At 71.1% G+C, this 24796-nt stretch carries 24 protein-coding genes and 1 riboswitch; of the genes, 11 read left to right on the plus strand and 13 right to left on the minus strand.

The window, feature by feature from the left end:
- Window positions 1–67 precede the first annotated feature (67 nt).
- Window positions 68–2848 carry an N-acetylmuramoyl-L-alanine amidase gene (locus ACFV9D_RS31650; protein ID WP_385153843.1) on the minus strand — a complete coding sequence of 927 codons (2781 nt, stop codon included), beginning with the start codon at window positions 2846–2848 and terminating at the stop codon, window positions 68–70.
- Window positions 2849–3004: 156 nt separating this feature from the next.
- Here ACFV9D_RS31650 and ACFV9D_RS31655 point away from each other — a divergent pair, with 156 nt between their 5' ends.
- Together ACFV9D_RS31655 and ACFV9D_RS31660 are read left to right on the plus strand one after the other, a co-directional pair.
- On the plus strand, window positions 3005–4357 hold the full coding sequence (locus tag ACFV9D_RS31655; RefSeq protein ID WP_385153846.1) for a class II 3-deoxy-7-phosphoheptulonate synthase: 1353 nt from the start codon (window positions 3005–3007) through the stop codon (window positions 4355–4357).
- Between the two features lie 143 nt (window positions 4358–4500).
- Window positions 4501–4746: a bacterioferritin-associated ferredoxin gene (locus ACFV9D_RS31660; RefSeq protein WP_385153849.1), complete on the plus strand. Its 246-nt coding sequence runs from the start codon at window positions 4501–4503 to the stop codon at window positions 4744–4746.
- 30 nt (window positions 4747–4776) lie between these two features.
- On the opposite strand, the gene bfr is transcribed toward ACFV9D_RS31660, so the two are convergent.
- Window positions 4777–5253, minus strand: a complete 477-nt coding sequence (gene bfr, locus ACFV9D_RS31665; RefSeq protein ID WP_385153852.1) for a bacterioferritin — start codon at window positions 5251–5253, stop codon at window positions 4777–4779.
- Between the two features lie 176 nt (window positions 5254–5429).
- Between bfr and ACFV9D_RS31670 the strand changes: the two genes are divergently transcribed.
- Window positions 5430–6062 (plus strand): sulfite oxidase-like oxidoreductase, encoded by a 633-nt coding sequence (locus ACFV9D_RS31670; protein WP_385153855.1) that lies wholly within the window; start codon window positions 5430–5432, stop codon window positions 6060–6062.
- 11 nt (window positions 6063–6073) lie between these two features.
- Here the strand turns inward: ACFV9D_RS31670 and ACFV9D_RS31675 are convergent, their stop codons facing one another.
- The 6 genes from ACFV9D_RS31675 to thiO form a co-directional block, all read right to left on the minus strand.
- The gene (locus ACFV9D_RS31675) at window positions 6074–6664 is read right to left on the minus strand and encodes a DUF4396 domain-containing protein (protein ID WP_385153858.1); all 591 of its coding nucleotides are present in this window, start codon (window positions 6662–6664) and stop codon (window positions 6074–6076) included.
- An 86-nt stretch (window positions 6665–6750) separates the two neighbouring features.
- A complete protein-coding gene (locus ACFV9D_RS31680; RefSeq protein WP_385153861.1) occupies window positions 6751–7602 on the minus strand; it encodes a deoxyribonuclease IV in 852 nt (283 codons plus the stop codon).
- 6 nt (window positions 7603–7608) lie between these two features.
- Entirely contained in the window at window positions 7609–9534 is a 1926-nt protein-coding gene (gene pknB / locus ACFV9D_RS31685) for a Stk1 family PASTA domain-containing Ser/Thr kinase (protein ID WP_385153864.1), read from the minus strand.
- Window positions 9535–9624: 90 nt separating this feature from the next.
- On the minus strand, window positions 9625–10419 hold the full coding sequence (locus ACFV9D_RS31690; RefSeq protein WP_385153867.1) for a thiazole synthase: 795 nt from the start codon (window positions 10417–10419) through the stop codon (window positions 9625–9627).
- A 5-nt stretch (window positions 10420–10424) separates the two neighbouring features.
- The gene (gene thiS, locus ACFV9D_RS31695) at window positions 10425–10685 is read right to left on the minus strand and encodes a sulfur carrier protein ThiS (protein WP_385153869.1); all 261 of its coding nucleotides are present in this window, start codon (window positions 10683–10685) and stop codon (window positions 10425–10427) included.
- Window positions 10682–11839, minus strand: coding sequence for a glycine oxidase ThiO (gene thiO, locus ACFV9D_RS31700; protein ID WP_385153872.1), 1158 nt, complete (start codon window positions 11837–11839; stop codon window positions 10682–10684). The genes thiS and thiO overlap by 4 nt, the downstream gene beginning before the upstream one ends.
- A riboswitch (TPP riboswitch) is annotated at window positions 11837–11949 on the minus strand. It overlaps the preceding gene by 3 nt.
- Before the next feature lie 221 nt (window positions 11950–12170).
- On the opposite strand from thiO, the gene ACFV9D_RS31705 reads away from it, so the two are divergent.
- The 5 genes from ACFV9D_RS31705 to ACFV9D_RS31725 all read left to right on the plus strand — a co-directional run bounded on the left by ACFV9D_RS31705 (window position 12171) and on the right by ACFV9D_RS31725 (window position 16436).
- Window positions 12171–13385: an NAD(P)/FAD-dependent oxidoreductase gene (locus ACFV9D_RS31705; protein WP_385153875.1), complete on the plus strand. Its 1215-nt coding sequence runs from the start codon at window positions 12171–12173 to the stop codon at window positions 13383–13385.
- A gap of 44 nt (window positions 13386–13429) precedes the next feature.
- On the plus strand, window positions 13430–13795 hold the full coding sequence (locus ACFV9D_RS31710) for an Rv2175c family DNA-binding protein (RefSeq protein WP_158986532.1): 366 nt from the start codon (window positions 13430–13432) through the stop codon (window positions 13793–13795).
- Between the two features lie 89 nt (window positions 13796–13884).
- Window positions 13885–14535 (plus strand): thiamine phosphate synthase, encoded by a 651-nt coding sequence (gene thiE, locus ACFV9D_RS31715; protein ID WP_385153878.1) that lies wholly within the window; start codon window positions 13885–13887, stop codon window positions 14533–14535.
- A gap of 113 nt (window positions 14536–14648) precedes the next feature.
- The gene (gene metF, locus ACFV9D_RS31720; RefSeq protein WP_385153881.1) at window positions 14649–15566 is read left to right on the plus strand and encodes a methylenetetrahydrofolate reductase [NAD(P)H]; all 918 of its coding nucleotides are present in this window, start codon (window positions 14649–14651) and stop codon (window positions 15564–15566) included.
- 51 nt (window positions 15567–15617) lie between these two features.
- The gene (locus tag ACFV9D_RS31725) at window positions 15618–16436 is read left to right on the plus strand and encodes a hypothetical protein (protein WP_385153884.1); all 819 of its coding nucleotides are present in this window, start codon (window positions 15618–15620) and stop codon (window positions 16434–16436) included.
- Window positions 16437–16445: 9 nt separating this feature from the next.
- On the opposite strand, the gene ACFV9D_RS31730 is transcribed toward ACFV9D_RS31725, so the two are convergent.
- The 5 genes from ACFV9D_RS31730 to ACFV9D_RS31750 form a co-directional block, all read right to left on the minus strand.
- Complete coding sequence (locus ACFV9D_RS31730; RefSeq protein ID WP_385153887.1) at window positions 16446–17879, minus strand: phytoene desaturase family protein; 1434 nt, start codon at window positions 17877–17879, stop codon at window positions 16446–16448.
- Window positions 17880–17910: 31 nt separating this feature from the next.
- Entirely contained in the window at window positions 17911–18528 is a 618-nt protein-coding gene (locus tag ACFV9D_RS31735; protein ID WP_385153890.1) for a DUF4126 domain-containing protein, read from the minus strand.
- Window positions 18529–18865: 337 nt separating this feature from the next.
- On the minus strand, window positions 18866–19474 hold the full coding sequence (locus ACFV9D_RS31740) for a TetR/AcrR family transcriptional regulator (protein WP_385153892.1): 609 nt from the start codon (window positions 19472–19474) through the stop codon (window positions 18866–18868).
- A gap of 44 nt (window positions 19475–19518) precedes the next feature.
- On the minus strand, window positions 19519–21606 hold the full coding sequence (locus tag ACFV9D_RS31745; RefSeq protein ID WP_385153895.1) for a YhgE/Pip family protein: 2088 nt from the start codon (window positions 21604–21606) through the stop codon (window positions 19519–19521).
- Complete coding sequence (locus ACFV9D_RS31750) at window positions 21578–22471, minus strand: ATP-binding cassette domain-containing protein (protein ID WP_385153898.1); 894 nt, start codon at window positions 22469–22471, stop codon at window positions 21578–21580. The genes ACFV9D_RS31745 and ACFV9D_RS31750 overlap by 29 nt, the downstream gene beginning before the upstream one ends.
- A gap of 166 nt (window positions 22472–22637) precedes the next feature.
- On the opposite strand from ACFV9D_RS31750, the gene ACFV9D_RS31755 reads away from it, so the two are divergent.
- From ACFV9D_RS31755 to ACFV9D_RS31765, 3 genes are all read left to right on the plus strand, one after another.
- The gene (locus ACFV9D_RS31755; protein ID WP_385153901.1) at window positions 22638–23168 is read left to right on the plus strand and encodes an SAV_6107 family HEPN domain-containing protein; all 531 of its coding nucleotides are present in this window, start codon (window positions 22638–22640) and stop codon (window positions 23166–23168) included.
- A gap of 81 nt (window positions 23169–23249) precedes the next feature.
- A complete protein-coding gene (locus ACFV9D_RS31760) occupies window positions 23250–24038 on the plus strand; it encodes a class I SAM-dependent methyltransferase (RefSeq protein WP_385153904.1) in 789 nt (262 codons plus the stop codon).
- A 303-nt stretch (window positions 24039–24341) separates the two neighbouring features.
- On the plus strand, window positions 24342–24746 hold the full coding sequence (locus ACFV9D_RS31765; RefSeq protein ID WP_384530833.1) for a DUF3040 domain-containing protein: 405 nt from the start codon (window positions 24342–24344) through the stop codon (window positions 24744–24746).
- The last annotated feature ends 50 nt before the right edge of the window (window positions 24747–24796 follow it).

Genomic DNA, 24796 nt, shown 5'->3' on the forward strand with positions numbered 1-24796 from the left:
CCGGTCCGCACCGTGGACGGTGCGAGCCGGGCCCCGTTTCAGGGATCGACAGGATCGATTCTTCGAATCAGAAGATCGAGTTGTAGATCCCCCAGCCGGGACCCATCTTGATGCGCTGGCCGATCGGGGACGTGGCGTTGCCCGTGCCGGGGTACAGCCATGCGACGCCGGTGGTGTCCCGGGCCATCAGGTCGACCCTGCCGTCACCGGTCAGGTCGCTCGGAGCGAGGATGACGTTGTGCATGTTCCAGCCGGTGCCGACCTGGATCCGGCTGGTGTACGGCGCGGCGGCGTTGCCGGTGCCCTTGTGCATGTACAGGACGCCGGACGCCTCGCGGCCCAGGATGTCGGCCTTGCCGTCACCCGTCAGATCGCCGGCGCCGAGGATGATGGTGTAGCCGTGCCAGCCCGTGCCGAGCTTCGCACGGGTGGTGAACGGCACGGCCGGGTTGCCGGTGCCCTGGTACAGGTAGATCGTGCCCGACTTCTCGCGCGCGAGCAGGTCGGCCTTGCCGTCACCGGTCAGGTCACGCATGCCGACGATCTTGTCGTAGCCGCCCCAGCCGGGACCGACCTTGATCCGCGCCTTGAAGGGCGCGGACGGGTTGCCGCTGCCCTGGTGGTACCAGAGCACGCCGGAGGCGTCGCGGCCGACGACGTCGCCGATGCCGTCCGCGCGCAGCGCGGTCATCGGGGTGATGACGTTGTAGCCGTGCCAGCCGCTGCCGACGCGGTAGCGGTTCAGGAACTGCCAGGAGGCGTTGCCGGTGCCCTGGTACTGCCAGATGACGCCGGAGCTGTCACGGGCGATGACGTTGTAGCGGTTGGTGGCGGTGACGGGGGCGGCGCCCGCGACCACGTCCACCTCGGAGGCCTTCACCCACGCCATGCGGTGGTTGTACCGGATCGGGATGTACGCGTCGTTGCCCACGACGTTCTTCTGGGAGCTGCCGAACCAGTCGTCGCCCTTCACCTCGGCGCCGGCCTTCACGTACCCCTGGCCCGCGGGGAGCGAGTACTTCGTCAGGTAGGCGCCCGCGTCCGTCGGCGGGGCCTCACCGGCCGCGGTGTAGGCGGCGGCCTCGGGGAAGGAACGCCCGTAGACCCGGGCCGTCACTCCGGCCTTGGCCTTGACCATGGTCGGGGAGCCGGTGACCGGTGCCGTGTACTGGCCGCCGGGGTTGTAGAACCAGGCCTTCTGCCCGCCGTACCAGATCGCCGTCCAGTTGTACTGCGACTCGGCGACGACGTAAGTGCCGCCCGCCAGAACCTTGTTCCCCCAGTTCGGTCCGTCACTCCACAGCACGTTGGGGATGTACGGGTCCTTGATGGGCGTCGCGGTCGACGCGGTGGTGTACAGGTAGCCGAAGTTCGCGGGCTGGGCGGCGACGGTGCTGCCGTTGTACGTGATCTTGGGCTGGTTCGCCGTGGTGAACGGCGGCACCACACGGACCAGCTGACCCGCCTTGAACAGGCCACCCGCGCCACTGGCGCCCGTCGGGGCACCCATCAGCGACATGTAGTGGTTCCAGTCCCAGAACGGGCCCGCGTCCCAGTGCATGCCGGCGACCTTGGCGTCGTTGTATCCCGGCACCTCGTCGTGGCCGATGATGTGCTCACGGTCGAGCGGGATGCCGTACTTGGCCGCCAGGAACTTCACCAGCGCCGCGGAGGACTCGTACTGCGGCTCGGTGTACCAGCTGCCCGCCCTGATGGCGTAGCCCTCGTGCTCGACGCCGATGGCGTGCGAGTTGACGGTCCAGTTGCCCGCGTGCCACGCGATGTTCTTGTTCTCGACCATCTGGGTGACCAGACCGTCCGAGGCACGGATCAGGTAGTGGGCGCTGCCCTTGGCCGTCGCGCTCTGGAAGGCGGCGATGGTGCCGGCGTAGCTGCCCTCGGTGTCGTGGACGATGATCTGGCGGATGTCGACACCGCCGGCCGGGCGAGGGGCGAGCGTGTAGTTGCGCTGTCCGGTGCTGGGCACCTCGGCCGGGACGTAGTTGCAGGTCAGGCCGGACGGGCACTCGGGTGTCGGCGTCGCGGTCGTGGCCGCGAAGGTCGCGGCCAGTGGCACGTTCGACGGCTTGACCGGCTCCACCGACGGGTCCGCCTGCAGGACGACCTGCTCGCCGTCCGTGGTGAGCTCCCGCTCGCCGGTCTTGATCGACTCGAAGACGCGCTTCGCGAAGAGGTCGGCGCCCTTCTTGTCCGGCGCCTGGCTGTAGCGCGCGACGGCGGGGTACCAGGCACCGGCCTCGTCCGGCAGGTCGCCGGTCGCCTGCTTCTGGTACTCGGCGAGCAGCGCCGCACCGGCGCGGATGGATTCCGCGGTGTCGTTCTTCAGGGACTCGGCGGAGCCGTCGACCAGCTCGGCGGCCTTGTCCAGGGTGTGCAGCCGTGGATCGTCGGTGTCGACGGTCTCCTTCGGCAGGCTGCGCAGCGCCTTGGCCTTGTCGAAGGTCTTCTCGATGTCCGGGTGGCCGCTCGCGTTGAGGTGGGCGAGGCGCTCGTCGTCCTCGTGGACCTCGACGTCCTCGGGATCGACGTCCGTCAACCCCATGACGTTGTACGCGCCGGTCACGCTCGGCTCGCCGTCGTGCGACTCCCACCGCGTCTGGCGGTACGACACCGCCATCAGCACGCTCTGCGGCACGTCGAACTCGTCCGCCGCCTCCGCGAACTGCGCCTGCAGCGACACGTTCGCGTCGTTCTTGTCGTCCGAAGAGCTCAGGATGCCTGGCGACGCCACGGCGATCGTGCCGATCGTCGCGGTGGCGACGACGGCCGCCGCCGCACCGTAAAGCAGCCGTCTCTTCTTGCGGTCCCTGCGGTGCCCTTGGGTCACACCCACCCCTGTGATCGCTTGTGCCTCAGATGTTTAAACGCGCGTGAGGGTAACACCACGCGAAGGCGTGAACCTTACGCCGGGACAATCCGGGCGCGTGTCTCACTCATTGGTCGCGTCCCTGGACATGACGCCGGACCCCGTAATGTGGTGGTTGTGACCGTGAACGCTAAGACCACCGCTACCGGTGGCAACACCTGGCGAGACCTTCCCGCGGCGCAGCAGCCCGAGTACCCCGATGCCGAGGCTCTGCGCGATGTGATCGCGGACCTCGAGTCGTATCCGCCGCTCGTCTTCGCGGGCGAGTGCGATCAGCTGCGCGCCCGCATGGGAGCCGTCGCCCGTGGCGAGGCGTTCCTGCTCCAGGGCGGCGACTGCGCCGAGGCCTTCGATGCCGTGTCCGCCGACCACATCCGTGCCAAGCTCAAGACGCTGCTCCAGATGAGCGCCGTCCTGACGTACGCGGCCTCCGTGCCCGTCGTCAAGGTCGGCCGCATCGCGGGGCAGTACTCCAAGCCCCGCTCCAAGGGGACCGAGACCCGCGACGGCGTGACCCTGCCGACGTACCGCGGCGACTCGGTCAACGGCTTCGACTTCAACGAGAAGGCCCGCGTCCCGGACCCCGAGCGCCTGAAGCGGATGTACAACGCCTCCGCCTCCACGCTCAACCTGGTGCGCGCCTTCACCACCGGCGGCTACGCCGACCTGCGCCAGGTGCACGCCTGGAACCAGGACTTCGTGAAGTCGTCCCCCTCCGGGCAGCGCTACGAGCAGCTCGCGCGGGAGATCGACAACGCGCTGAACTTCATGAAGGCCTGTGGCACCGACCCGGCCGAGTTCAAGGCCGTCGAGTTCTACGCCTCCCACGAGGCGCTGCTGCTCGACTACGAGGGCGCCCTCACGCGTACGGACTCGCGCACCGGCAAGCTGTACGACACCTCCGGCCACATGGTCTGGATCGGTGAGCGCACCCGCCAGCTCGACCACGCCCACATCGAGTTCGCCTCGCAGATCGCGAACCCGATCGGCATCAAGCTGGGCCCGACGTCCACGGTCGACGAGGCGCTGACGTACATCGACCGGCTCGACCCGGACCGCGAGCCCGGCCGGCTGACCTTCATCGTCCGCATGGGCGCCGACAAGGTCCGGGACAAGCTCCCGGAGCTGGTCGAGAAGGTCACCGCCTCCGGCGCGACCGTCGCCTGGGTCACCGACCCGATGCACGGCAACACCTTCGAGGCGGCCTCCGGCCACAAGACCCGGCGCTTCGACGACGTGCTCGACGAGGTCAAGGGCTTCTTCGAGGTGCACAAGGGCCTCGGCACGCACCCGGGCGGCATCCACGTCGAGCTCACCGGTGACGACGTCACCGAGTGCGTGGGCGGCGGTGACGAGATCTTCGTCGACGACCTGCACCAGCGCTACGAGACGGCCTGCGACCCGCGGCTCAACCGCAGCCAGTCGCTGGACCTGGCGTTCCTGGTGGCGGAGATGTACCGCGACCAGTGAGCGTGATCAGTAGGTAGCTTCGTACGACTGTGGGGCGCGGATCGATGTGATCCGCGCCCCACGTCATTTCCAGGGCTTTACACCTCGTAGGTGCCGGGTAAGGTTAGGTTAGCCTTATCGATCTCGGCGGGAGGTGAATCCGCGTGTACGTCTGCTCATGCTTCGGTGTCACGGAGAAGCAGGTCAAGGAGCACGCGGACGCGGGCGCCTGCACGCCTCGCCAGATCGCCTCGGCCTGCAAGGCCGGAACCGACTGCGGCTCGTGCGTACGACGCATTCAGGCCATCCTCGGGCGCGGCAACTGCCCGCGACGGGAGCTGCTCGACCAGGGGATGCCCGCCCTGGCGACGGAGCTCACCGAGGTGGACGAGCTACCTGAGGCCGCTTAGTCGCCTCGCCGGTGGGCCCGGCCCGGTGAGCTAGCTCGGCTGCTCGATCAGGGTCGAGAGGTACAGCTTCTCGCCCAGGCTCTCGATCAGCTCCAGCTGCGTGTCGAGGTAGTCGATGTGGTGCTCCTCGTCGGCCAGGATCTCCTCGAAGAGGTTCGCCGAGGTGATGTCGCCCTTGGCGCGCATGACCTCGATGCCACGCTTGAGGCGGTCGATCGCCTCCACCTCCACCTGGCGGTCCGCCTCGAACATCTCCTTGACCGTCTGGCCGACCCGTACATGGAAGAGCCGCTGGTAGTTCGGCAGGCCGTCCAGCATGAGGATGCGCTCGGTGAGCTTGTCCGCATGCTTCATCTCGTCGATGGACTCTTCGCGGGTGTACTTGGCGAGCTTGGTCCAACCCTTGTTGTCCTGGATGCGGTAGTGCAGCCAGTACTGGTTGATGGCCGTCAGTTCGCCGGTCAGCTGCTCGTTGAGGAACTCGAGGACCTCGGGGTCGCCCTGCATCGCAGAGGCTCCTTCCACGCATGTCTATGTCGTGACTGGGCAGGATGGCCGCATCCTCGCACCACGGATGGGGAGCGTCCAGTAAGTGCAGGCTTAGTGGGAGTTGACCCGAATCGAGCTGGGGTGCGAGGTTGGCTGGTCATGACCACCCCTCGCGGTCTGTCACCATGGATGACATGGGTCAGCCGGAGAGCGGAGTACACCGGGAAGCAGGGCAGTCGGATCTTCCGCCGGGGCAGCGGCTGCAGCGCGGCTGGCCGGTCACCCACTACGGCCCCGTCCCCAAGTTCAAGCCGGACCGCTGGGAGTTCCGGGTCTTCGGGGCGACGGCGGACGGCGACAAGCGGTGCTGGAACCACGAGGAGTTCTCGGCGCTCCCGTTCTCGACGGTCGTGGCCGATCTGCACTGCGTCACGAAATTCAGCATGCTCGGGGCCGAATGGGGTGGAGTGGCCGCCCGGACGATCCTGGAGCTCGCCCCGCCGGCCGCCAACGTCACGCACGTGATGGTCTGGGCCGAGTACGGCTTCAGCGCCAACATGCGGCTCTCCGACTTCGCCTCGGAGCGCGCGATCTTCGCCACCCACCATGACGGTGAGCTGCTCACCGCCGAGCACGGTTTCCCGCTGCGTCTCGTGGTGCCGCACCTGTACGCCTGGAAGGGGCCCAAGTGGGTCCGGGGCGTGGAGTACATGACCGCCGATCGCCGCGGCTTCTGGGAGGAGCGCGGCTATCACAACATCGGCGATCCGTGGACGGAGCAGCGGTACTCGTACCAGGAGGAGCCGGGGGACGGCCCGGAGCTCTGACTCCCGGTCGTTCAGTGGTGGTACTGGTGGACCACCGCGTGGCCCTTGCCGCGGCCGATCATCCACTTGTTGACGGGTGTGGTGATCAGGAAGGCGACGAGGAAGGCGAAGGCCAGGGCGCCCCAGAACAGCGCGTCCGAGAGGTGCGCGTCCATCGCGCCGGGGACCAGGAGCAGGACGCCGTTGTCGACGATCTCCATCACGGCGATCGAGAGGGTGTCGGCGGCGAGCGCGACGCCGATGGCCGCCTTGAGGCTCAGGCCGGCGCGGACGACCGCCCACAGGGTCAGCGAGTAGCCGAAGAAGAAGGCCAGGACGATGGCGAGAACCATCGTCGGGGCGTTGCCCCAGCCGAGAGCCGTGCCGATGATCATGCCGAGGACCTCGCCGATGGCGCATCCGGTGAGGCAGTGGAGGGTGGCCTTCGCCGCCATGGACCAGCTGACCTTGCCGACCGCGTGGCCGTGGTGGCCTGCGTGCCCCTCGTGTCCTGCGTGCCCCTCGTGGCCCGCGTGACCGTCGTGCCCTGCGTGACCGTTGTGCTCGCTGGAGTGCACCGTGGAGTGCTCTGCGTGGTGATGGGCGTGCGCTTCGTGCTGCATGGGAGCCCCCAACGTCGGGTAGCGGTTCCTGCCTATGCAAGAACCGTATACCCCCTAGGGGTATTCCTCAACGGGAAACGGGGATGTCAGCCCCTGAGCTTCTTCAGCCGCTCCACGTCCGCCGCATGCCCTTCCTTCCCGCCCGGGGTCTCGATGATCAGCGGTACGCCGTCGGTCGCGTGGTGCCTCATGAGTTCCCGGAACGGATCCTCGCCGATGTGGCCTGCCCCGATGTTCGCGTGCCGGTCCTTGTGCGCGCCGACGACGTCCTTGGAGTCGTTGGCGTGGATCAGCTTCAGCCGCCCCTCGCCGACGGTCTCCACCAGCTGGTCCAGCGTCCGGGTCATGCCGTGCGGGCCGGTCAGATCGTGGCCCGCCGCGAAGATGTGGCAGGTGTCCAGACAGATGCCGAGCTTCGGATGGCGGTCCAGCGCCTCGAAGTACGGGCCGAAGTCCTCGGCGCGCGAGCAGAGCGAGAAGCCCTGCCCGGCCGTCGACTCGAGCAGCAGGAACGGGTCCTCCGGGTGCGTCAGCTCCTCGAGCAGCGGCAGCATCCGCTCCCGTACCTGCGCGAGCGCCTCCGCCCGCGGCCGGCCCCCGGTCGCCGAACCGGTGTGCACCACGACACCCTTCGCCCCGATCTCCCGGCCGCGGCGCAGCGAGTGCCGCAGCGACTCGACCGACTTCTCCACGGTGGCCTCGGTGTGGGAGCCGAAGTTGATCAGGTATGGGGCGTGCACCCAGGCCGACAGGGACTCGGCCTCGCACGCGGCGCGGAACAGCTCGTCCTGCGCCGGGTTGCCCACCGGCGTGGCCCAGCCGCGCGGGTTGGCGACGAAGACCTGTACGGTCTCCGCGCCCAGCTCGCGGGCGTAGGCGAGACCGGTCGTGGCGAGGCCGCCGGCCACGGGGACATGGCCGCCGACGGGGTTGCGCATGAGTTCTTACAGTCCCTTGATCTTGATGGTGACGGTGGAGCCCTCGGGGGCGGTGGAGCCGCCGTCGACGGACTGGCCCGAGACCGTGTCGCCGAGGTAGGGGAAGGTCTTCTCGACCTTCACCTCGAAGCCCGCGCCCTCCAGCTTCGCGCGGGCGTCCGCCGTGGACCGACCCACGACGTCCGGGACCTCGATCATCCGCGGGCCTTTGGAGACGGTGAGGACGATCCGGTCACCCTGCGCGGCGCGGCTGCCCTCCGCGAGGGACTGGGCCGCGACGGTGCCGGCCGCCTCGGGGGAGTGGACCTGCTCGGTCGCGACCTCCACCTTGAGCCCGGCCTCCTGGAGCGTGCTCGTGGCCTCGGCCACCGATTCGCCGGCCACGTCCGGGACGTCGATCGGGACGCCCTTGCTCACCACGAGGGCCACGGCCGAGTCCGGGCTGCGCTCGGTGCCGGGCTCGGGGTCGGAGCTGATCACGGCGCCCTGCGCGATGTCCTCGCTGAACGCGGTGGTGATCACACCAGGGGCCAGGCCCTCCTTGGCCAGGAGCCGCTTGGCCTCCGCCAGCGGCTTCCCCTTGAGGTTCGGGACCTTCACGATCTCGGGGCCACGGGAGACCGTGAGCGCGACCGTGCCGTTGCCCCGGATCCGCCCACCGGGAGCGGGGTCGGTGGCCATGACCGTGCCCCGCTCGTACACGTCACTGAAGGCGCGCTTCGTCGCGCCGACGTCGAGGCCCGCGTCCGTGAGCCGCTTCGTCGCCTGCGCCTCGGTCTTGCCGAGGACGGCCGGCACGCGGGTGAACTGGCCGGAATTGATGTACCAGACCCCGGCCCCGAGCCCGAGAGCCAGCAGGACGACGGCGACGAGGACGAGGGGTCCGCGGGGGCGGCGCGGAGCGCGCCGGGACTCCGGCCGTGGCTCCGGCGGCGGCATCGTCAGCCGGCTGGTGTGCTGCACCGGCTGTGCGTGCGGTGCCGGCTGCTGTTCGGTGGGCAGCACGCGGGGGATCACGCTGGTCCGGTCCTCGGACCCCGTGCGGTCCTCCCGGTGCGCCTGCGGCGGTACGGCGTCCAGCTGCTCGTCCGTGAGTGCGGCGCGGGCCTCGCGGGCCTGGGCCAGGAGCGCGACGGCGTCGTGCGGCCGGACCTCGGGGTTGCGGGCGGTCGCGCTCGCCACCAGCTCGTCCAGTTCGAGGGCGAGGCCGGGAACGGCGGCGGAAGGGGCCGGGACGTCGGTGTTCAGGTGCTGGTAGAGGACCTGCGCCGGGGTGTCCCCGGAGTGCGGCTTGCCGCCGGTTAGCATCTCGTAGAGGACGACACCACAGGCGTACACGTCGGCGCGGGTGTCCGCGGTGCCGTGCTCGATCTGTTCGGGGGCGAGGTACGACACGGTGCCGAGGACGGAGCCGGTGGTGTTCGTGGCCGAGCCGACGGCCCGTACGAGACCGAAGTCGGCGACCTTGACCCGGCCGTCGTCCCCTATCAGGACGTTCTCCGGCTTCATGTCGCGGTGCACGAACCCGGCCCGGTGCGCGGCGCCCAGCGCGGCGAGCACCGGCTCCAGGATGTCGAGCGCCGCCCGGGGCTGGAGCGCCCCGCGCTCGCGCAGCACGTCGCGCAGCGTGCACCCGGCGACGTACTCCATCGCGAGATAGACGTACGCGCCGTCCGCGCCCTGGTCGAAGACCCCGACGACGTTGGGGTGGGAGAGCCGGGCGACGGACTTCGCCTCGCGGATGAACCGCTCGACGAAGGCGACGTCGGTGGCGAGGGCCGGGTGCATCACCTTGAGCGCGAGCACCCGGTCGAGGCGGGTGTCGACGGCCCGGTAGACCGTGGCCATCCCGCCGACGGCGATGCGCGCGTCGACGCGGTAGCGGTCGTCGAGCAGCTGCCCGACGAGGGGGTCCTGAAGGGTCGTGTCCACGGCCTTGAGTTTACGAGCCGGTGAGGACCCCCCGTCCCCACCGGCCCCGACCGCAGCACATCTGTGACGCGTGGAACGCGTCCGCGGCCCTCAGAAGGCCGGTCGCTCCGGGTCCAGGGCCGCGCGGCCCTCCGCCGGGGACGAGGCCTCCGCGAAGTGCCGGCGCGGGATCCGGCCGGCCCGCCGGGCCAGGCGGCCCGCCTCGACCGCGTGCCGCATGCCCTCCGCCATCAGCACCGGCTCCTGGGCCCGGGTCACCGCCGACGCCAGCATGACCGCCGCGCAGCCCAGCTCCATCGCCAGGGCGGCGTCCGACGCCGTCCCCGCCCCCGCGTCCAGGATCACCGGCACCCCCGCCCGCTCCACGATCAGCTGGAAGTTGTGCGGGTTGCGGATGCCGAGCCCGGAGCCGATCGGCGAGCCCAGCGGCATGATCGCCGCGCACCCGACGTCCTCCAGCTTCCGCGCCAGGACCGGGTCGTCGTTGGTGTACGGCAGGACCGTGAAGCCGTCGTCCACCAGCGTCTCCGCCGCGTCGAGCAGCTCGATCGGATCCGGCAGCAGGGTCCGCTCGTCCGCGACCACCTCGAGCTTGATCCAGTCGGTGCCGAGCGCCTCCCGCGCGAGGCGGGCGGTCAGGACGGCCTCGCCCGCGGTGAAGCAGCCCGCCGTGTTCGGCAGGACGCGGATGGCGAGCCGGTTCAGGACGGACAGGACGGAGCCCTGCACGGTCGGGTCCAGGCGCCGCATGGCGACCGTGGTGAGTTCGGTGCCGCTGGCGACCAGGGAGCGTTCGAGGACGTCCAGGCTGGGGGCCCCGCCCGTGCCCATGATCAGGCGGGAGGAGAACTCCGTACCCCCGAGGAGGAAGGTGTCGTCGGACATCGTGCTCAGCCCCCCTGCACGGCGGTGAGGACCTCGACCCGGTCGCCCTCGCCGAGGACGGTCGTGGACCACTGGCTGCGCGGCACGACCGTCTCGTTGACGGCCGCGGCCACGCCCGACGGCGCCGCCGTCAGCGTCGCGACCAGGGAGTCGAGGGTCGTGGGTGCGGTGAGGACGCGTGCCTCGCCGTTGACGGAGACGTTCGTCGGGAGGTCCGTCGAGACATTCGCCGGGACGTTCGTGGAGGTGTTCGTCGGCACGTTCATGCGGGCTGCTCCTGACGTACGGGGGAGAAGCGGCGGGGGGTGAAGGGGCGGGCCTCGTCCGGAAGCACGCCGGTGGTGAGCAGGTCGGCCATCACATCGCCGGTGACAGGGGTGAGCAGGACCCCGTTGCGGTAGTGCCCCGTGGCCAGCCGGAGGCCGGGCAGCGCGGTCGGGCCGAGCAGCGGGGCGTTGTCCGGCGAACCGGGCCGCAGACCCGCGCGGGTCTCGGTGAGCGGCAGCTCGGTGATGCCCGGCACGAGCTCGTGGGCGTCGCGCAGCAGCTCGTAGACCCCGCCCGCCGTGACGGTGGTGTCCCAGCCCAGCTCCTCGCTGGTCGCGCCGACCACCAGCTCGCCGTTCTCGCGCGGCACCAGATAGACGTGGCTGCCACGCACGACGGCCCGGACGGTCCGGGACAGGAACGGCGCGTACGCCCGGGGCACGGTCAGCCGCAGCACCTGGCCCTTGACGGGGCGTACGGGAGGCAGCACCTCGTCCGGTACGCCCGCCAGCCGGCCACTGAGGCTGCCGGCGGCCAGCACGACCTGGTCCGCGCCCAGCTCACCGGTGTCCGCGAGCCGTACGCCGGTCGCCCGGTCCCGTACCACCGTCAACCGCTCCGCCAGGGCCCGGTGGAAGACCACCCCGGCCCGCTCGCAGGCGGTGACCAGCGCGGTCGCGAGCCTGCGCGGATCGACCTGGTGGTCGCCGTCGACCCGCAGGCCGCCGCGGACGCCCGGAGCCAGCATCGGCTCCAGACGGCGGCACTCGCGCCCGCTGAGCCACTCCGACTGCAGACCGCAGCGGGTCTGCAGCGCGTGCAGTTCGCGCAGGTGCGCCCGGTCGTCGGCGTCGAGCGCGACGGCGAGCGTGCCGCAGGCCCGGTAGCCCACGTCGTGGCCGGTGGCGTCCTCGAGCTCGGCGACGAAGCCCGGATAGCGGCGCGCGGAGGCGAGGTTGAGGGTGAGCAGGGTCTCCTCGCCGTAGTGGAGTTCCGTGACGGCGGCCAGCATTCCCGCCGCCACGCGGGCGGCGCCACCGCCCGGTTCGGGGTCCACGACCGCGGTGCGCAGTCCGCGCTGCGCCGCCCGCCAGGCCGTGACCAGACCGATGATTCCGCCCCCGATGACGAGGACGTCGGATGTACGCGACATGGGCGTCCAGCCCCTCCCTTCGCCGGCATGACCCGGATCAGGTTCGTACGGTCGGAGGCCGGCCAGCCTCCCTCTCAGCCCGGTGCGTCCGGGCTCCCGCGAGTGCTCTACGTTGACGGTCAGACTAACCCCCGCCCCCGACGCCCAGTAAGGGAGCCTCCGCAGTGGCCCGATCTCTCGAAGGTCCGGGGGAATCCCGTCGGCACGCGCGCGGCGGACGGGCACGTTCGGCTGGAGGAGACCTGGGCAGGGGAGTCCCAGGAGGGCTCCGGCGCCGGCGTGGTCGAAGAACTGCCTTCCTGACAGGGCGTCAGATTTGTAAGGTGATCGGGTGAGCGAGCAGAAGCAGGCACAGCAGCGGGTCGTGATCGTGGGCGCCGGGATGGCGGGGGTGCAGACCGCCGTCGCCCTGCGGGAACAGGGCTACGCGGGCCAAGTCACCCTCATCGGGGCCGAGCCGCACCAACCCTACGACCGGCCACCCCTCTCCAAGGCGGTCCTCCTCGGCAAGGCCGAGGACTCCGCCTTCGACGTCGACTTCGAGGCCCTCGCCATCGAGCTGCGCCTCGGGCTCGACGTCACCGGCCTGCGCGCCGAGGACCACGAGGTCGACACCGAGGCCGGACCCGTCCCGTACGACGTCCTGGTCGTCGCCACCGGGGCCCAGCCGGTCACCCTGCCCGGCACCGAGGGCGTGCCCGGAGTCCATCTGCTGCGCACCCTCGACGACGCCGCCCGCCTCAAGCCCGTCCTGGAGCAACGCCACGACATCGTGGTGGTCGGCGCCGGCTGGATCGGCGCCGAGTTCGCCACCGCCGCCCGCGAGGCGGGGTGCGCCGTCACCGTCGTCGAGGCCGCCGACCGCCCGCTGGCCGGCGCGCTCCCCGTCGAGGTCACCGCCCCGATGGCGCAGTGGTACGAGGAGAGCGGCGCCGCACTCCTCACCCACGCGCGCGTGGCCGGCGTCGAACCCGGCACGGTCGTCCTTGCCGACGGCCGGCAGCTGCCGGCCGACGCGGTCGTCGTCGGCATCGGCGCCCGGCCCGCCACCGGCTGGCTCGCCGGCTCCGGCATCGCCCTCGACGCGGACGGCTCCGTCACCGCCGATGACCGGCTGCGCACCTCCCTGCCCGACGTGTACGCCGTCGGCGACTGCGCCTCCTTCCCCTCCGCCCGCTACGGCCGCCGGCTCCTGGTCCACCACTGGGACAACGCGCTCCAGGGTCCGCGCACCGTCGCGGCCGACATCATCGGCGAGGTCCCGCAGCCCTACGACCCGGTGCCGTACTTCTGGTCCGAGCAGTTCGGCCGCTTCGTGCAGTACGCCGGACACCACGCGGCCGACGCGGAGCTCGTCCGGCGCGGCGACCCGGCCGGACCCTCCTGGTCCGCGCTCTGGCTGCGCGACGGCGCCCTGGTCGCCCTGCTCGCCGTGGGACGCCCCCGCGACCTGGCCCAGGGTCGCAAGCTGATCGAGTCCGGCGCCCGACTCGACCCCGAGCGGGCCGCCGACCCTTCCGTCCCCCTGAAGGCGGCAGTCCTGTAGGGCTCGACTACCGACTGTCAGTCCGGGATGGCAGGCTTGTCCACGTGACCGAGATTGACGCAAGAATCGATGCTCTCGTCCCCGCCTGGCTCTACCTCCCCGACATCGCGGAAATGCTCGATGTCGAGGTGACGCGCGTGCGGCAGCTGGTCAAGGAGGGCCAGCTCATCGCCGTGCGCCGCGGTGAGAACAAGGCGCTTCAGGTACCGGCCGCCTTCATCGACGGCGACAAGGTGGTCAAGGGCCTCTCCGGGACCCTGACGCTCCTGAAGGACGACGGCTTCACCGACGAAGAGATGCTGGAGTGGCTTTTCACTCCCGACCCGACCCTGCCGGGCACGCCCGCGCAGGCCCTCAGCGAGAATCGCGGCACGGAGGTGAAGCGCCGCGCCCAGGCGCTCGCCGTCTGACGTACCGAAGACACCACACAGGTGGTTCCGTGGGGCCGGGTCCCGCCCGGCCCCCACGGAACCACCGGACCCAACGGGGGGAAGCACCCATGTCCACGCCTCGCGAGCAGCTCGCCGACGCCCGGCTCTACCTGTGCACGGACGCCCGCAAGCGCCAGGGAGACCTGTCCGCCTTCCTCGACGCCGTGCTCTCCTCCGGCGTGGACATCGTGCAGCTGCGCGACAAGGGCATGGAGGCCGGCGAGGAGCTGGAGCACCTCGCCGTGTTCGCCGACGCCTGCCGCCGGCACGGCAAGCTGCTCGCCGTGAACGACCGGGCCGACGTCGCCCACGCCATCGGCTCCGACGTGCTGCACCTGGGCCAGGGCGACCTGCCCGTGCCCGCCGCACGCGCGATCCTCGGCGACGAGGTGCTGATCGGCCGCTCCTGCCACGCCGAGTCCGAGGTGGACGCGGCCGTCGCGGAGCCGGGCGTGGACTACTTCTGCACCGGCCCCTGCTGGCCCACCCCCACCAAGCCCGGGCGGTACGCCCCCGGCCTCGACCTCGTGCGGTACGCGGCCGCCCTGGAGCAGGACCGGCCCTGGTTCGCCATCGGCGGGATCGACGAGACGACGCTCGACGAGGTGCTGGACGCGGGGGCGCGCCGGATCGTGGTCGTCCGGGCGATCACCGAGGCCGACGACCCGGCCGCGGCGACGGCCCGCCTGGCCAAGCGGGTCCGCGAGCGCTCGGCATGACCTTCTCGGCGTAACGTCCGAAGCTCGCGTCCGCCCCTTGGACGTTGTCCAAAAACATGTCCATTCCTCGGACGGAGCTTCGCGGGCCGTATGACCCCGTCTAACCTGCCGGTATGGCCCTTGGTACCGCTTCCACCCGCTCGGACCGTGCACGCACGGTCCGCGAGATTCTCGCTGCCGGCAAGCCCTCGTACTCCTTCGAGTTCTTCGCGCCCCGGACCGAGAAGGGCGAGCGGAGCCTGTGGAACGCGCTGCGTCGAGTGGAGGCGGTGGGGCCGAGCTTCGTCTCGGTGACCTACGGCGCCGGCGGCTCGACCCGTGGCGGGACGGTCAAGGCGACCCAGAAGATCGCCGGTGACACCACTCTCACCCCGGTGGCGCACCTCACCGCGGTCGACCACTCCGTGGCCGAGCTGCGCAACGTCCTGGGCCAGTACGCGGACGCCGGCATCCGGAACATGCTGGCCCTGCGCGGCGACCCGCCGGGCGACCCGTTGGGTGAGTGGGTCGAGCACCCCGAGGGAGTGCGGTACGCCGCCGACCTGGTCCGGCTGATCAAGGAGTCCGGCGACTTCTGCGTGGGCGTCGCCGCCTTCCCCGAGATGCACCCCCGCTCCAGTGACTGGGACACGGACATCCGTCACTTCGTGGACAAGTGCCGGGCCGGCGCCGACTACGCGATCACGCAGATGTTCTTCGATCCGGAGAACTACCTCCGGATGCGCGACAGCGTGACGAAGGCCGGCTGCGAGACGCCGATCATCCCCGAAGTCATGCCTGTTGTGAACGTGAAGACCCTCGACCGGCTCCCCCAGCTCAGCAACGCGCTGTTCCCGGCGGATGTGAAAGAGCGCATCCTCGCCGTCAAGGACGATCCGGCCGCTGTACGCTCCATTGGCATCGAGTTCGCGACGGAGTTCTGCGCGCGTCTGCTCTCCGAGGGTGTCCCCGGACTGCACTTCATCACGCTGAACAACTCCACCGCGACGCTGGAGATCTACGAGAATCTCGGACTGCACGTGCAGTCGTGACCGGCGTACCCGCCCCAGACCCGCGGCGGTGGCCGTAGGAGAGGGGCGGGCATGGGGTGGACGGTCCTCTACATCGCGTTCGGTGTCGTCGCGTTGTGGCTGCTGGGTGAGGTGCTCCTGCAGTACAAGGCGCGCCTGCGCTGGCGGGTGCTCGCCTTCTGCGGCTTCCTCGGCGTGGTCCTGGGTGTCCTGATGCCCTCGGTCGCGGTGATCATCGCGGGGGCGATCGCCTTCGCCGTCGGCCAGACCTACGTGACCCTGTCCTTCCGCCGCGGGTTCTCCACCGGCTGGGCCATCGGCGGCAGCCCGGGCGCGAGTCGTCGCCGTAGGTCCGCCGCGCCCGCCGAGGCCGGGCCGACCCTGGAGGTCAGCGAGCTCTCCTACGAGGCCGCGGAGCCCTCGGCCGCCGAGACCACCTCGGTCTACGAGCCCCAGCCGATGCCCGACGACACCGGCCAGTACGGCATCTACGACACCGCGTACGCCCACGCCCAGGAGCACCCGCAGCCCCAGCCCGAAGCCCAGCCCGCGTACGGCGGCTACGGCAGCCATGACGGCTACGGCGGCTACGCGCCGGGTTACGAGCAGTCGGCCTACGACTACGGCCACGGCCAGCAGCAGTACGCCGCGTACTCCGACCCGTACATCGGCCCGGGGACCGACGGCCAGCAGTACGCCTCGTACGACTACGGCACCGGCGGCCAGCAGTCCTACGCGGACCCCTACGCGCCCTCGTACGGCTACGACACCCCGCCCGGCGGCGTATGGGTCCCGCAGCAGCGCGACACCGAGCAGCCCGCCCAGCAGCAGCCGCAGCAGGGGTACGAGAACTACGAGAGCTACAACAACGACCAGCAGTACCGGTACTGATCCAGCCGCTTACCGCGAGCCGCGGAAGTCCGCGCCCTCGACGATCAGCCCGGCCACCAGCGCGCCCGACATGCCCGCGTGGGCGAGCCCGCCGCCCGGGTGGGACCAGCCGCCCGCGAAGTACAGACCCGGCAGCGGGGAGCGGTTGGCCGCGGGCAGGAAGTCGCCGCCGTCGCCCGCGAGGGCGGGGCCGGGGACCTCGGGGACGCCCGTCTCCCGCAGGGTGTCGTCCGGGGTACGGACCTCCTGCCACAGCAGCCGGTCACGGAGCCCGGGAACGGCCGACTCCGCAGCCTTCACCATCTCCTCGGCGATCTCCGACCAGTCGTGCTCCGGATACACGTTCACCGTTGCCGTGACCGTCACCGACTCGTGGTCGCCGTCGGGGCGCAGTGACGGGTCGTCGGGCCGCAGCACGGTCGTGGTGGGGTGGTCCCCGGCCTCATGGACGACCGTACGGTGCGCGGCCTCCGCCTCCCGGGCTCCGCGCAGAGCCAGACAGACCGTCACCCGTCCGGTCACGTCGTGCTGGTACCGCGGCCAGTCGTCCTGACGCTCCCAGGCCACGACGTGGTCCCCGTACAGCGCGGGAACGGGAGCGCCGGCGACGACGTGGTCCGCCTCGACGACCTCGCCGCCCGCCAGCTCGATCCCGACGGCCCGGCCGTCCTTCTCCCGTACGGCGGTGACCTCGGCACCGAAGGCGAACTCGACCCGCCGCTTCAGGCACCGCTCGTACACCGCGTCAGCGAGCGCCCGGATGCCGCCCTTCACGTACCAGGTCCCGAAGGTCTGCTCCATGTACGGCAGGACGGCGGCCGACGCGGGAGCGGTGGCCGGGTCGAAGCCGTAGGCCCAGGCGTACGAGTCCAGGAGCGCGACGAGCCGGGGGTCGCGCAGCTCCCGCCGGCCGATCTGGTCGAAGGTGGTCGTCCGGCGCCGCAGGAACGGCGCCTTCAGGGCCGGGTACGGCTCACGGGCCAGCGGGGAGGTGTCCGAGGGCTGCGGCTCCTCCAGGAGGGGGCGGCGGGTGCGGTCCCATGCCTCGCGGGCCCGGACCAGGAACTCGCCCCAGCGCTCGCCCGCGCCCGCGCCGAGCGCGGTGTCGAGGGCGGAGACGGTGCCCGCGCGCGAGGCGTTGGGCAGGTCCACGCGGGTGCCGTCGGCGAAGAGATGGCGGCTCGCCGGGTCGACCTGCGTCATCTCGACGCAGTCCTCCAGCGGCTCCTTGCCGGTCTTGACGAACAGATCGCGGTAGACCGCGGGCAGATGCAGCAGCCCCGGGCCGGTGTCGAAGGCGAACCCGTCCCGCTCGAAGCGGCGCACCGCACCGCCGTACGTCCCACCGCGCTCGTACACCGTCACCCGGTGGCCCGCCACGGCGAGCCGGGCGGCCGCCGCCATGGCGCCCATGCCCGCGCCGATCACCACAATCCGTGCCATGTCAGGGACCTTATCGGCCGCCACCGACAGTTCAGTCGGGTGGTGGGTTCGCCTCCGCGGCGGCCAGGCGCCGTTCCTCCCGCCGCTGCGCTCTGCGGCGCAGGAAGCGGCGGATGCGATGGGCGAGGAAGCCCAGTATCACCAGGCCGCCCACGAGGAGCACGGCCGCGATGATCGCCGCCACCTCCGGGTTGAACATCGCGAAGGTGATGATCCCGGCGACCCCGAGGTCCTCGGCCAGGCTCATGGCGACGTTCGAGAACGGCTCCGGCGAGGTGTTGATCGCCATCCGTGTCCCGGCCTTGACGACGTGGCTCATCAGGGCGGTCGAGCCGCCGACCGCGCCCGCCGCGAGCTCGGGCAGCGAACCGGACTGCCCGGCCAGCAGGGCGCCCACGACGGCCCCGGCGACCGGCCGGATCACCGTGTGGACGGAGTCCCAGAGGGAGTCCACATAGGGGATCTTGTCCGCCACCGCCTCGCACAGGAACAGCACCCCGGCGGCGATCAGGACATCGGTGCGCTGCAGCGACTCGGGCACCTCGTCGGTGAGACCGGTCGCGCCGAAGATGCCGAACAGCAGGACCACCGCGTACGCGTTGATCCCGCTCGCCCAGCCACTGGTGAAGACCAGGGGGAGTACGGACACGCCCGCGATCGTATCCAGGCCTGAGTACCCGTACCTAGACGATGAGATGAGTAGGGATGCGGATGGGCTGCGACCTGCGAAGACGGCAGAGTGGTGGCAACGGAAGGGGCACGGCTCCGCACCGCCGACACGGGGCGGCGGAACGGGGCCGTGCACCTGCCGGCACGGGGGTGCAAACGGGGGCACGGGGGTGCACGGGGGTGCACGGGGGTGCGAAACGCCGGACGGCGAGGCTCGGGGGGATCGAGCCTCGCCGTCCGGCGCGTTTCCCGGCGGTTGATTCTCCGGTGGATGTTCCCCGGTGGTTGTTCCCGGGCGATGGTTCCCTGGCGGTCGGTCAGCGGCCGCCCACACGGCCGTGCAGCAGCCGCGACAGCGCGCTGTGCACGTCGTCGATCGAGCGCTCCCGCTGGAAGGCCTGCCAGTCGAGGGCGGCCACCAGAACCATCCCGACCAGCGCGGCCGCGGTGAGCGGAATGTCGATCTCCTCGCTCAGCTCGCCTCCTTCGACGCCTTCGCGCAGCACGTCCTCCACGACGGCGACCGCCTGCTGACGGACGACCAGGAGGGTCGAGTTCCAGGCGCGGTTGGTGCGCCACAGCTCGGCCACGTACAGCTGGGTGAAGGCCGGATAGCGGTCGATGAAGACCAGGCCCGCCCGGATCATCGCGTCCAGCGCGTCGACCCGGCTCCCGCCCCGCTCCGCCGTCTCCTCCGCCGCCGTCCGCAGGGAGGCGGTGAGCAGGGCGACTCCGTGCCGCAGCAGCTCCTCGAAGAGCTCGGTCTTGCTCTTGAAGTTGTAGTAGACCGTGCCCTTGGCGACACCCGCGCGCTCGGCGATCTCGTCCACCGTCGTCGCCGAGAAGCCCTGCTCGGCGATGAGCGTGACGGCGGCCTCGTAGAGCTTCGCGCGCGTGGCCTGGCGTCTGGTGCTGCTGCTGTCCATGGGCTTGATTCTCACAGGTCTCGCGGGTGTCACAGGGGCAGGTGTCACAAGGACAGTTCGGGGTGGAGCCGGTCCAGGGTCCACACCTGCTTGCGCCGGGCGGAGACGGCGGTCAGCGCGAGCGCGCCCACCGTGAACGCCGTCAGCACCGCGACCGCCTGCCAGACCGGCCCGATCCCGCCGCCCGTGATCAGTCGGCGCAGCGACTCGACCACGTAGCTCATCGGCAGGAAGGGGTGGATCGCGTTGAAGAAGCCCGGGCTGGTCTGAACGGGGTAGGTGCCACCCGCCGAGGTCAGCTGGAGCATGAGCACGGCGAGCACCAGGATCCGGCCCGCCGCACCGAAGCGGGCGTTGAGCCACTGGATGATCGCGGCGAAGCAGCAGGTCACCAGGGCGAGGAAGCCCACGGTCCCGCCCGCCCTGGCCATCTGGAGGCCGAGGCCCCAGTGCAGGACGGACATCAGCGCGGCGACCTGGAGCAGGCCGACGGCCGCGACCGGCAGCCAGCCGGCCAGCGCGATCCGCCACGCGGAGGCGCCGGCGGCGAGGGCGCGCCGGTTGAGCGGCTGGATCAGCATGTACGCCACCATCGCGCCGACCCACAGGGACAGCGGGATGAAGTACGGGGCGAAGCCGGTGCCGTAGTTGGGCGCCTTGTGGAGCGACTGGTTGGCCAGCTCGATCGGGTCGGCCATGACCTCCGTACGCCGGTCACGGTCCTGCTTGTCGTAGTCGGGGATCTTGGCGACCCCGTCGGTCAGGCCGGTCGCCAGCTCGCCGGAGCCGTCGGCCAGCTTGAACAGACCGCCGTCGAGGTCCCCGGCGCCCTTCTTGAGCTTGCCGACACCCGTGTCGAGGTTCGTGGAACCGGTCTTGGCGCTCGTGAGGCCGGTGTGCAGCTCGTCGGCTCCCTTGGCGACCTTCTGGGCACCGGTGTTGAGCTTGTTGATCTTCTTGACGGCGCTCTCGAGGTCCTCGTCGAGGTGCGGGGCGGCCTTGGCCAGGTCCTCGGCCTGCTTCTCCAGGGTGACGAGCTGAGCGTTGAGCTTCTTCAGGTCGCCGTCGCTGCCCTTCGTCAGCTCGTGCAGGTCGTCGGCGATCTTCGCCACGTCGTCGGCCGTGACCTTGGCCTCCTTGAGGACCGGGCAGGCCTTGGCGTCCGGCAGCGGGTTGTCCACGCACTCCTTCTTGTGGAGCGCGTCCAGCTTGTCGTCGGCCACGTGCGCGGCGGTCCGCGCGAGCGGGGCGCGGCGGACCACGTCCTCCAGGTCGTGACGCACGGCCGCGGCCGAGTGGCCGACGAGCCGGGCGGTGTCACCGATCGTCTTGCCGTTGTTCTTCAGGTACGGGCGGACCTGGGCGGCCCTCCCGTTGACCTTGTCGGCGAGCGCCTGCGTGCCGTTCGCGACCTGCCGGGAGCCGGTCTCCAGCTCGCCCGCCCCCTTGTCGAGCTTCCTCAGGCCGGTGGCCAGGTCGCCGCTGCCCTTCTTGGCGTCCTTCAGGCCGTCGGCAAGGCTCTTGGAGCCCTTCTTCGCCTTGTCCACGCCGTCCTTGAGCTCACCGGCGCCCTTGGCGGCCTCGGCGGTGGCGTCGTGGATGTCGGAGAACGAGATGAAGATCTTGTCGAGGAAGGTGCGCGAGGACTTCGTGGAGGCGGCGGTGCGCACCTCGGAGAAGACGGTCCGGGAGATCTGCCCGACGATGTAGTTGTTGGCGTCGTTCGTACGGACCTGGAGCGCGCCCGTCTCGGGGGCGTCGCCGGAGCTGGAGGCGATCCGGGAGCTGAGGTCGCCCGGCATCGTCAGCGAGAGGTAGTACGTCCCGTCCTCCACGCCCCTGCGGGCCTCCGCCTCGCTCACCTCGTGCCACTGGAAGACCTTGCTGTCCAGCAGACCCTTGGTGATGTCGTCACCGGCGTTGATCTTCTTGCCGTCGGTGGTGGCGCCCTTGTCGTCGTTGACGAGCGCGACGGGTATCCGGTCGAGCCTGCTGTACGGGTCCCAGAAGGACCACAGGTACAGCGCGCCGTACAGCAGCGGCAGCAGCAGGATCGCGACGAGCGCGGCCCGCGGCAGCTTCCCCCTGCCGAACCGCTTCAGCTCAAGCGCGGCCAGTTTCGGCGAGCGCATCGGCTGCCCCCTCCTCGATGGTGTCGTCCTCGATGGCGTCGTCTTCGGCCGTGGCGGCTTCTGCCGTGCCGTCTTCGGCCGTGCTGTCTTCGGTCGTGTCGTCGTCGGTGGTGTCGTCTTCGGCCGTGCTGTCTTCAGCCGTGCCGTCGTCGGTCGCGCGGGGCGCCGTGGTGATCTTCAAGGCGTCCTCGGGAGCCTCGCTGCAGACGGCGAGCACGGTGGTGCCGGCGTCGGCGATCGAGCGCAGCAGGGCCCAGGCCTCGGCCCGGTCGGCGTCCGAGAGCTTGAGGTCGGTGTCGTCGAGCGCGAGCAGCCGGGGCCGGCCGATCAGGGCCAGAGCGATCGACAGGCGCAGGGCCTCCAGCCGCTCCAGGTCCCGTACGGAGGTCCGCTCGCCCTTCGGCAGGGCGTCCAGGTCGAGCCCGGACGCCTCCAGGGCCGCCTCGATACGGGCCTCGGCGGCTGCGGCCCGCTCGGCCGGGGGCCGGAGCAGGGCCCGGACCGCGCCGTCGTAGCGGCGCTGGAGCAGGGCCCGCTCGCGCAGGTGCTCGGCGACGGTGAACGCCGGGTCGAGGTCGCTGACTCCCGGCACCGGCCCGAGCGCGCTGATCCGGCGTACGGCGGCCATCTTGCGGGGCAGGCGGAGCCCGGCGACCTCGGCATGGCCCTCGTGGGGCTTCATCCGGCCGGTCAGGGCGAGCAGCAGGCAGGTGCGGCCCGAGCCGGACGGGCCCTCGATCGCGACGAGCGAGCCGGGCTCGGCCCGGAAGCCGACCTCGCGGAAGACCCAGCCGCGCGGCCCTCTCAGCCCGAATCCGTCCGCGACGACGGCGGCGCCGTGCGGCTCCTCCGGGTTCGCTTCCACCGGTCCACCCCCACATTCCCCATTTTTGAACTGACCAGTCAGTGCAAAAACTTACCCCTGAGTCGGCGATCCAGGCAAAGGTGCAGGTCAGCGCGATTGTCAGTGGTGCCCTTCAGGATGGACACATACGGACACAGAGCCGTCACACGACGACAGGAGGCTCGTCATGACCAGCTCCTCCGCAGCAGCCGCACCCCGGCGCCGCGCCGCCGGCCGCCCTGCCCCCGCACTGTCCGGACCACCGACCGACGTCCACCCCGTGCTGCGCCGTGCCACCGCGCCGCCCGCCGCACTCGACCTGCTCGCCCAGGCCCGCGCAGGCCTCGAAGAGGCCGCCGGACACGACGCGCCGAACGAGCGGTACGCCACGGCCCATCTCGCCGCGCTGCGCACCGCCGCGGCCGTGCTCGCCGCCCGGGGCCGCCCCGAGACCAACCCGCGCAAACGCGCGCGGATACGGAGCGCCTGGGAAGTGCTCCCCGAGATAGCGCCCGAGCTGACCGAGTGGAGCGCCCTGTTCGCCTCCGGAGCGTCCCGTCGGGCCCGGGCCGAGGCGGGCATACCCGGTGCGGCGAGCAGCCGGGACGCCGACGACCTGATCCGGGACGCCGCCATGTTCCTGCGCCTGGTCGAGCGGCTCCTCGTCCTCCAGCCCGTGCTGCCCCGCCAGACCGGCGCCGAGGAGGCCACGGGGTGATCGAGAGGTGAGCGGGGGAGCACGCCCGAGGCCATAGGGTGGGAGGCGTTCGTGCGCACCGTCACCGAGGAGTCAACAGCCGTGTCGGACCCTTCCCCTGTCTTCGGTCGAGAGGCGTCGTCGCGCCCGTCGCGCGCCTCCCTTCGTACGGCCGTCGTCTGGGACGTCCTCAGGGACGCCCTCGACCGCCGGGTCAAGGCCACCGGGAAGGACAGCCTCGATGTCCTCGACACGGGCGGCGGCTCCGGGAACTTCGCGGTACCGGTGGCCCGACTCGGCCACCGGGTCACCGTCGTCGACCCCAGCCCGAACGCGCTGTTCGCGCTGGAGCGCCGGGCCGCCGAGGCCGGCGTCGCCGACCGGGTCAGCGGGGTCCAGGGCGATATTCGCGGCCTGTTCGACGTGGTCGGCCGGGACGGGTACGACGTGGTGCTCTGCCACGGCGTCCTGGAGTACGTGGACGACCCGGCGGAGGGTGTACGGAACGCGGTGGCGGCCCTGCGGGACGGAGGCTCGCTCAGCCTGCTCGCCGCGGGCGTCGGGGGCGCGGTCCTGGCCCGCGCGCTGGCCGGGCACTTCACCGAGGCCCGCACCGCCCTGAGCGACCCGTCCGGGCGCTGGGGCGACGGCGACCCGGTGCCCCGTCGCTTCACCGCGGACCAGCTGTCCGAGCTGGCGGGCGAGGCCGGTCTGGACGTCGGCGCGGTGCACGGCGTGCGGGTCTTCGCCGACCTCGTCCCCGGCGTCCTGGTCGACACCGAGCCCGGCGCGGCGGAGGCTCTGCTCAAGCTGGAGGCGGCCGCCGCGGAGCTGCCGTCCTTCCACGCCATCGCCACCCAGCTGCACGTCCTGGGCGAGAAGCGCGCCTGACACCCGCCCGGCGGCACGTCCGGGGCCCTGCCCCGGACGTGCCCCACCCGGCTGATCAGCGACGCAGCCGCACATGGAGTACGCCACAGGCCCCCCGAACGGGGAGTTCGCCCCGTATGATCGGGAGACACCATCCGGCATGACAGGTAGGGCGCTGGGGAATCAACGCCTCAGCAAACGAACCGCATGGCGGCCCGGATTGGCGATTTGGCGTTGAGGGCGGGTTTCACGGGGGCGATTCCCTGCCTATCCTGAAAGGGCCGCATCCCGGTCGCCCCCGCGACCGACGACTAGGAGGACTCCGTGCCGCTCTCGGAGCACGAGCAGCGAATGCTCGAGCAGATGGAGCGAGCGCTGTACGCCGAAGATCCCAAGTTCGCGACAGCGCTCGAGGGAAGCGGACTGCGTACGTACACCCGGCGACGGGTCTACCAGGCAGTCGCCGGCTTCCTGGTGGGTATCGCGCTCCTCATGGCTGGAATGGTCGCTCAGCAGTGGTGGATCAGCGTGGTGGGGTTCCTCGTCATGCTGGGCTGCGCGGTGATGGCCGTTACCGGCTGGCGCAAGGCGCCCAAGCCGGGTGAGCAGCAGGCGACGGGCGGATCGGCGGCCGGTGGCCGTCAGGCCCGGCAGCGCCGCTCGATGATGAACCGGATCGAGGAACGGTGGCAGCGCCGCCGGGACGAACAACAGGGCGGCGGCCACTGACGGCGCCCTGAGGGCCGTTGCCCTCCCTATGACCCCGAGCCCCGCGGGCC

It is taken from the genome of Streptomyces sp. NPDC059875, from assembly GCF_042731085.1.
Classification (GTDB): domain Bacteria; phylum Actinomycetota; class Actinomycetes; order Streptomycetales; family Streptomycetaceae; genus Streptomyces.

Coding starts and splice junctions, on each gene's coding strand:
- thiE (WP_385153878.1), top strand. CDS start 13,885: ATGTCCACGCCTCGCGAGCAGCTCGCCGACGCCCGGCTCTACCTGTGC.
- ACFV9D_RS31690 (WP_385153867.1), bottom strand. CDS start 10,419: ATGTCCGACGACACCTTCCTCCTCGGGGGTACGGAGTTCTCCTCCCGC.
- thiS (WP_385153869.1), bottom strand. CDS start 10,685: ATGAACGTGCCGACGAACACCTCCACGAACGTCCCGGCGAATGTCTCG.
- metF (WP_385153881.1), top strand. CDS start 14,649: ATGGCCCTTGGTACCGCTTCCACCCGCTCGGACCGTGCACGCACGGTC.
- ACFV9D_RS31730 (WP_385153887.1), bottom strand. CDS start 17,879: ATGGCACGGATTGTGGTGATCGGCGCGGGCATGGGCGCCATGGCGGCG.
- ACFV9D_RS31740 (WP_385153892.1), bottom strand. CDS start 19,474: ATGGACAGCAGCAGCACCAGACGCCAGGCCACGCGCGCGAAGCTCTAC.
- thiO (WP_385153872.1), bottom strand. CDS start 11,839: ATGTCGCGTACATCCGACGTCCTCGTCATCGGGGGCGGAATCATCGGT.
- ACFV9D_RS31725 (WP_385153884.1), top strand. CDS start 15,618: ATGGGGTGGACGGTCCTCTACATCGCGTTCGGTGTCGTCGCGTTGTGG.
- ACFV9D_RS31670 (WP_385153855.1), top strand. CDS start 5,430: ATGGGTCAGCCGGAGAGCGGAGTACACCGGGAAGCAGGGCAGTCGGAT.
- ACFV9D_RS31675 (WP_385153858.1), bottom strand. CDS start 6,664: ATGCAGCACGAAGCGCACGCCCATCACCACGCAGAGCACTCCACGGTG.
- bfr (WP_385153852.1), bottom strand. CDS start 5,253: ATGCAGGGCGACCCCGAGGTCCTCGAGTTCCTCAACGAGCAGCTGACC.
- ACFV9D_RS31755 (WP_385153901.1), top strand. CDS start 22,638: ATGACCAGCTCCTCCGCAGCAGCCGCACCCCGGCGCCGCGCCGCCGGC.
- ACFV9D_RS31680 (WP_385153861.1), bottom strand. CDS start 7,602: ATGCGCAACCCCGTCGGCGGCCATGTCCCCGTGGCCGGCGGCCTCGCC.
- ACFV9D_RS31745 (WP_385153895.1), bottom strand. CDS start 21,606: ATGCGCTCGCCGAAACTGGCCGCGCTTGAGCTGAAGCGGTTCGGCAGG.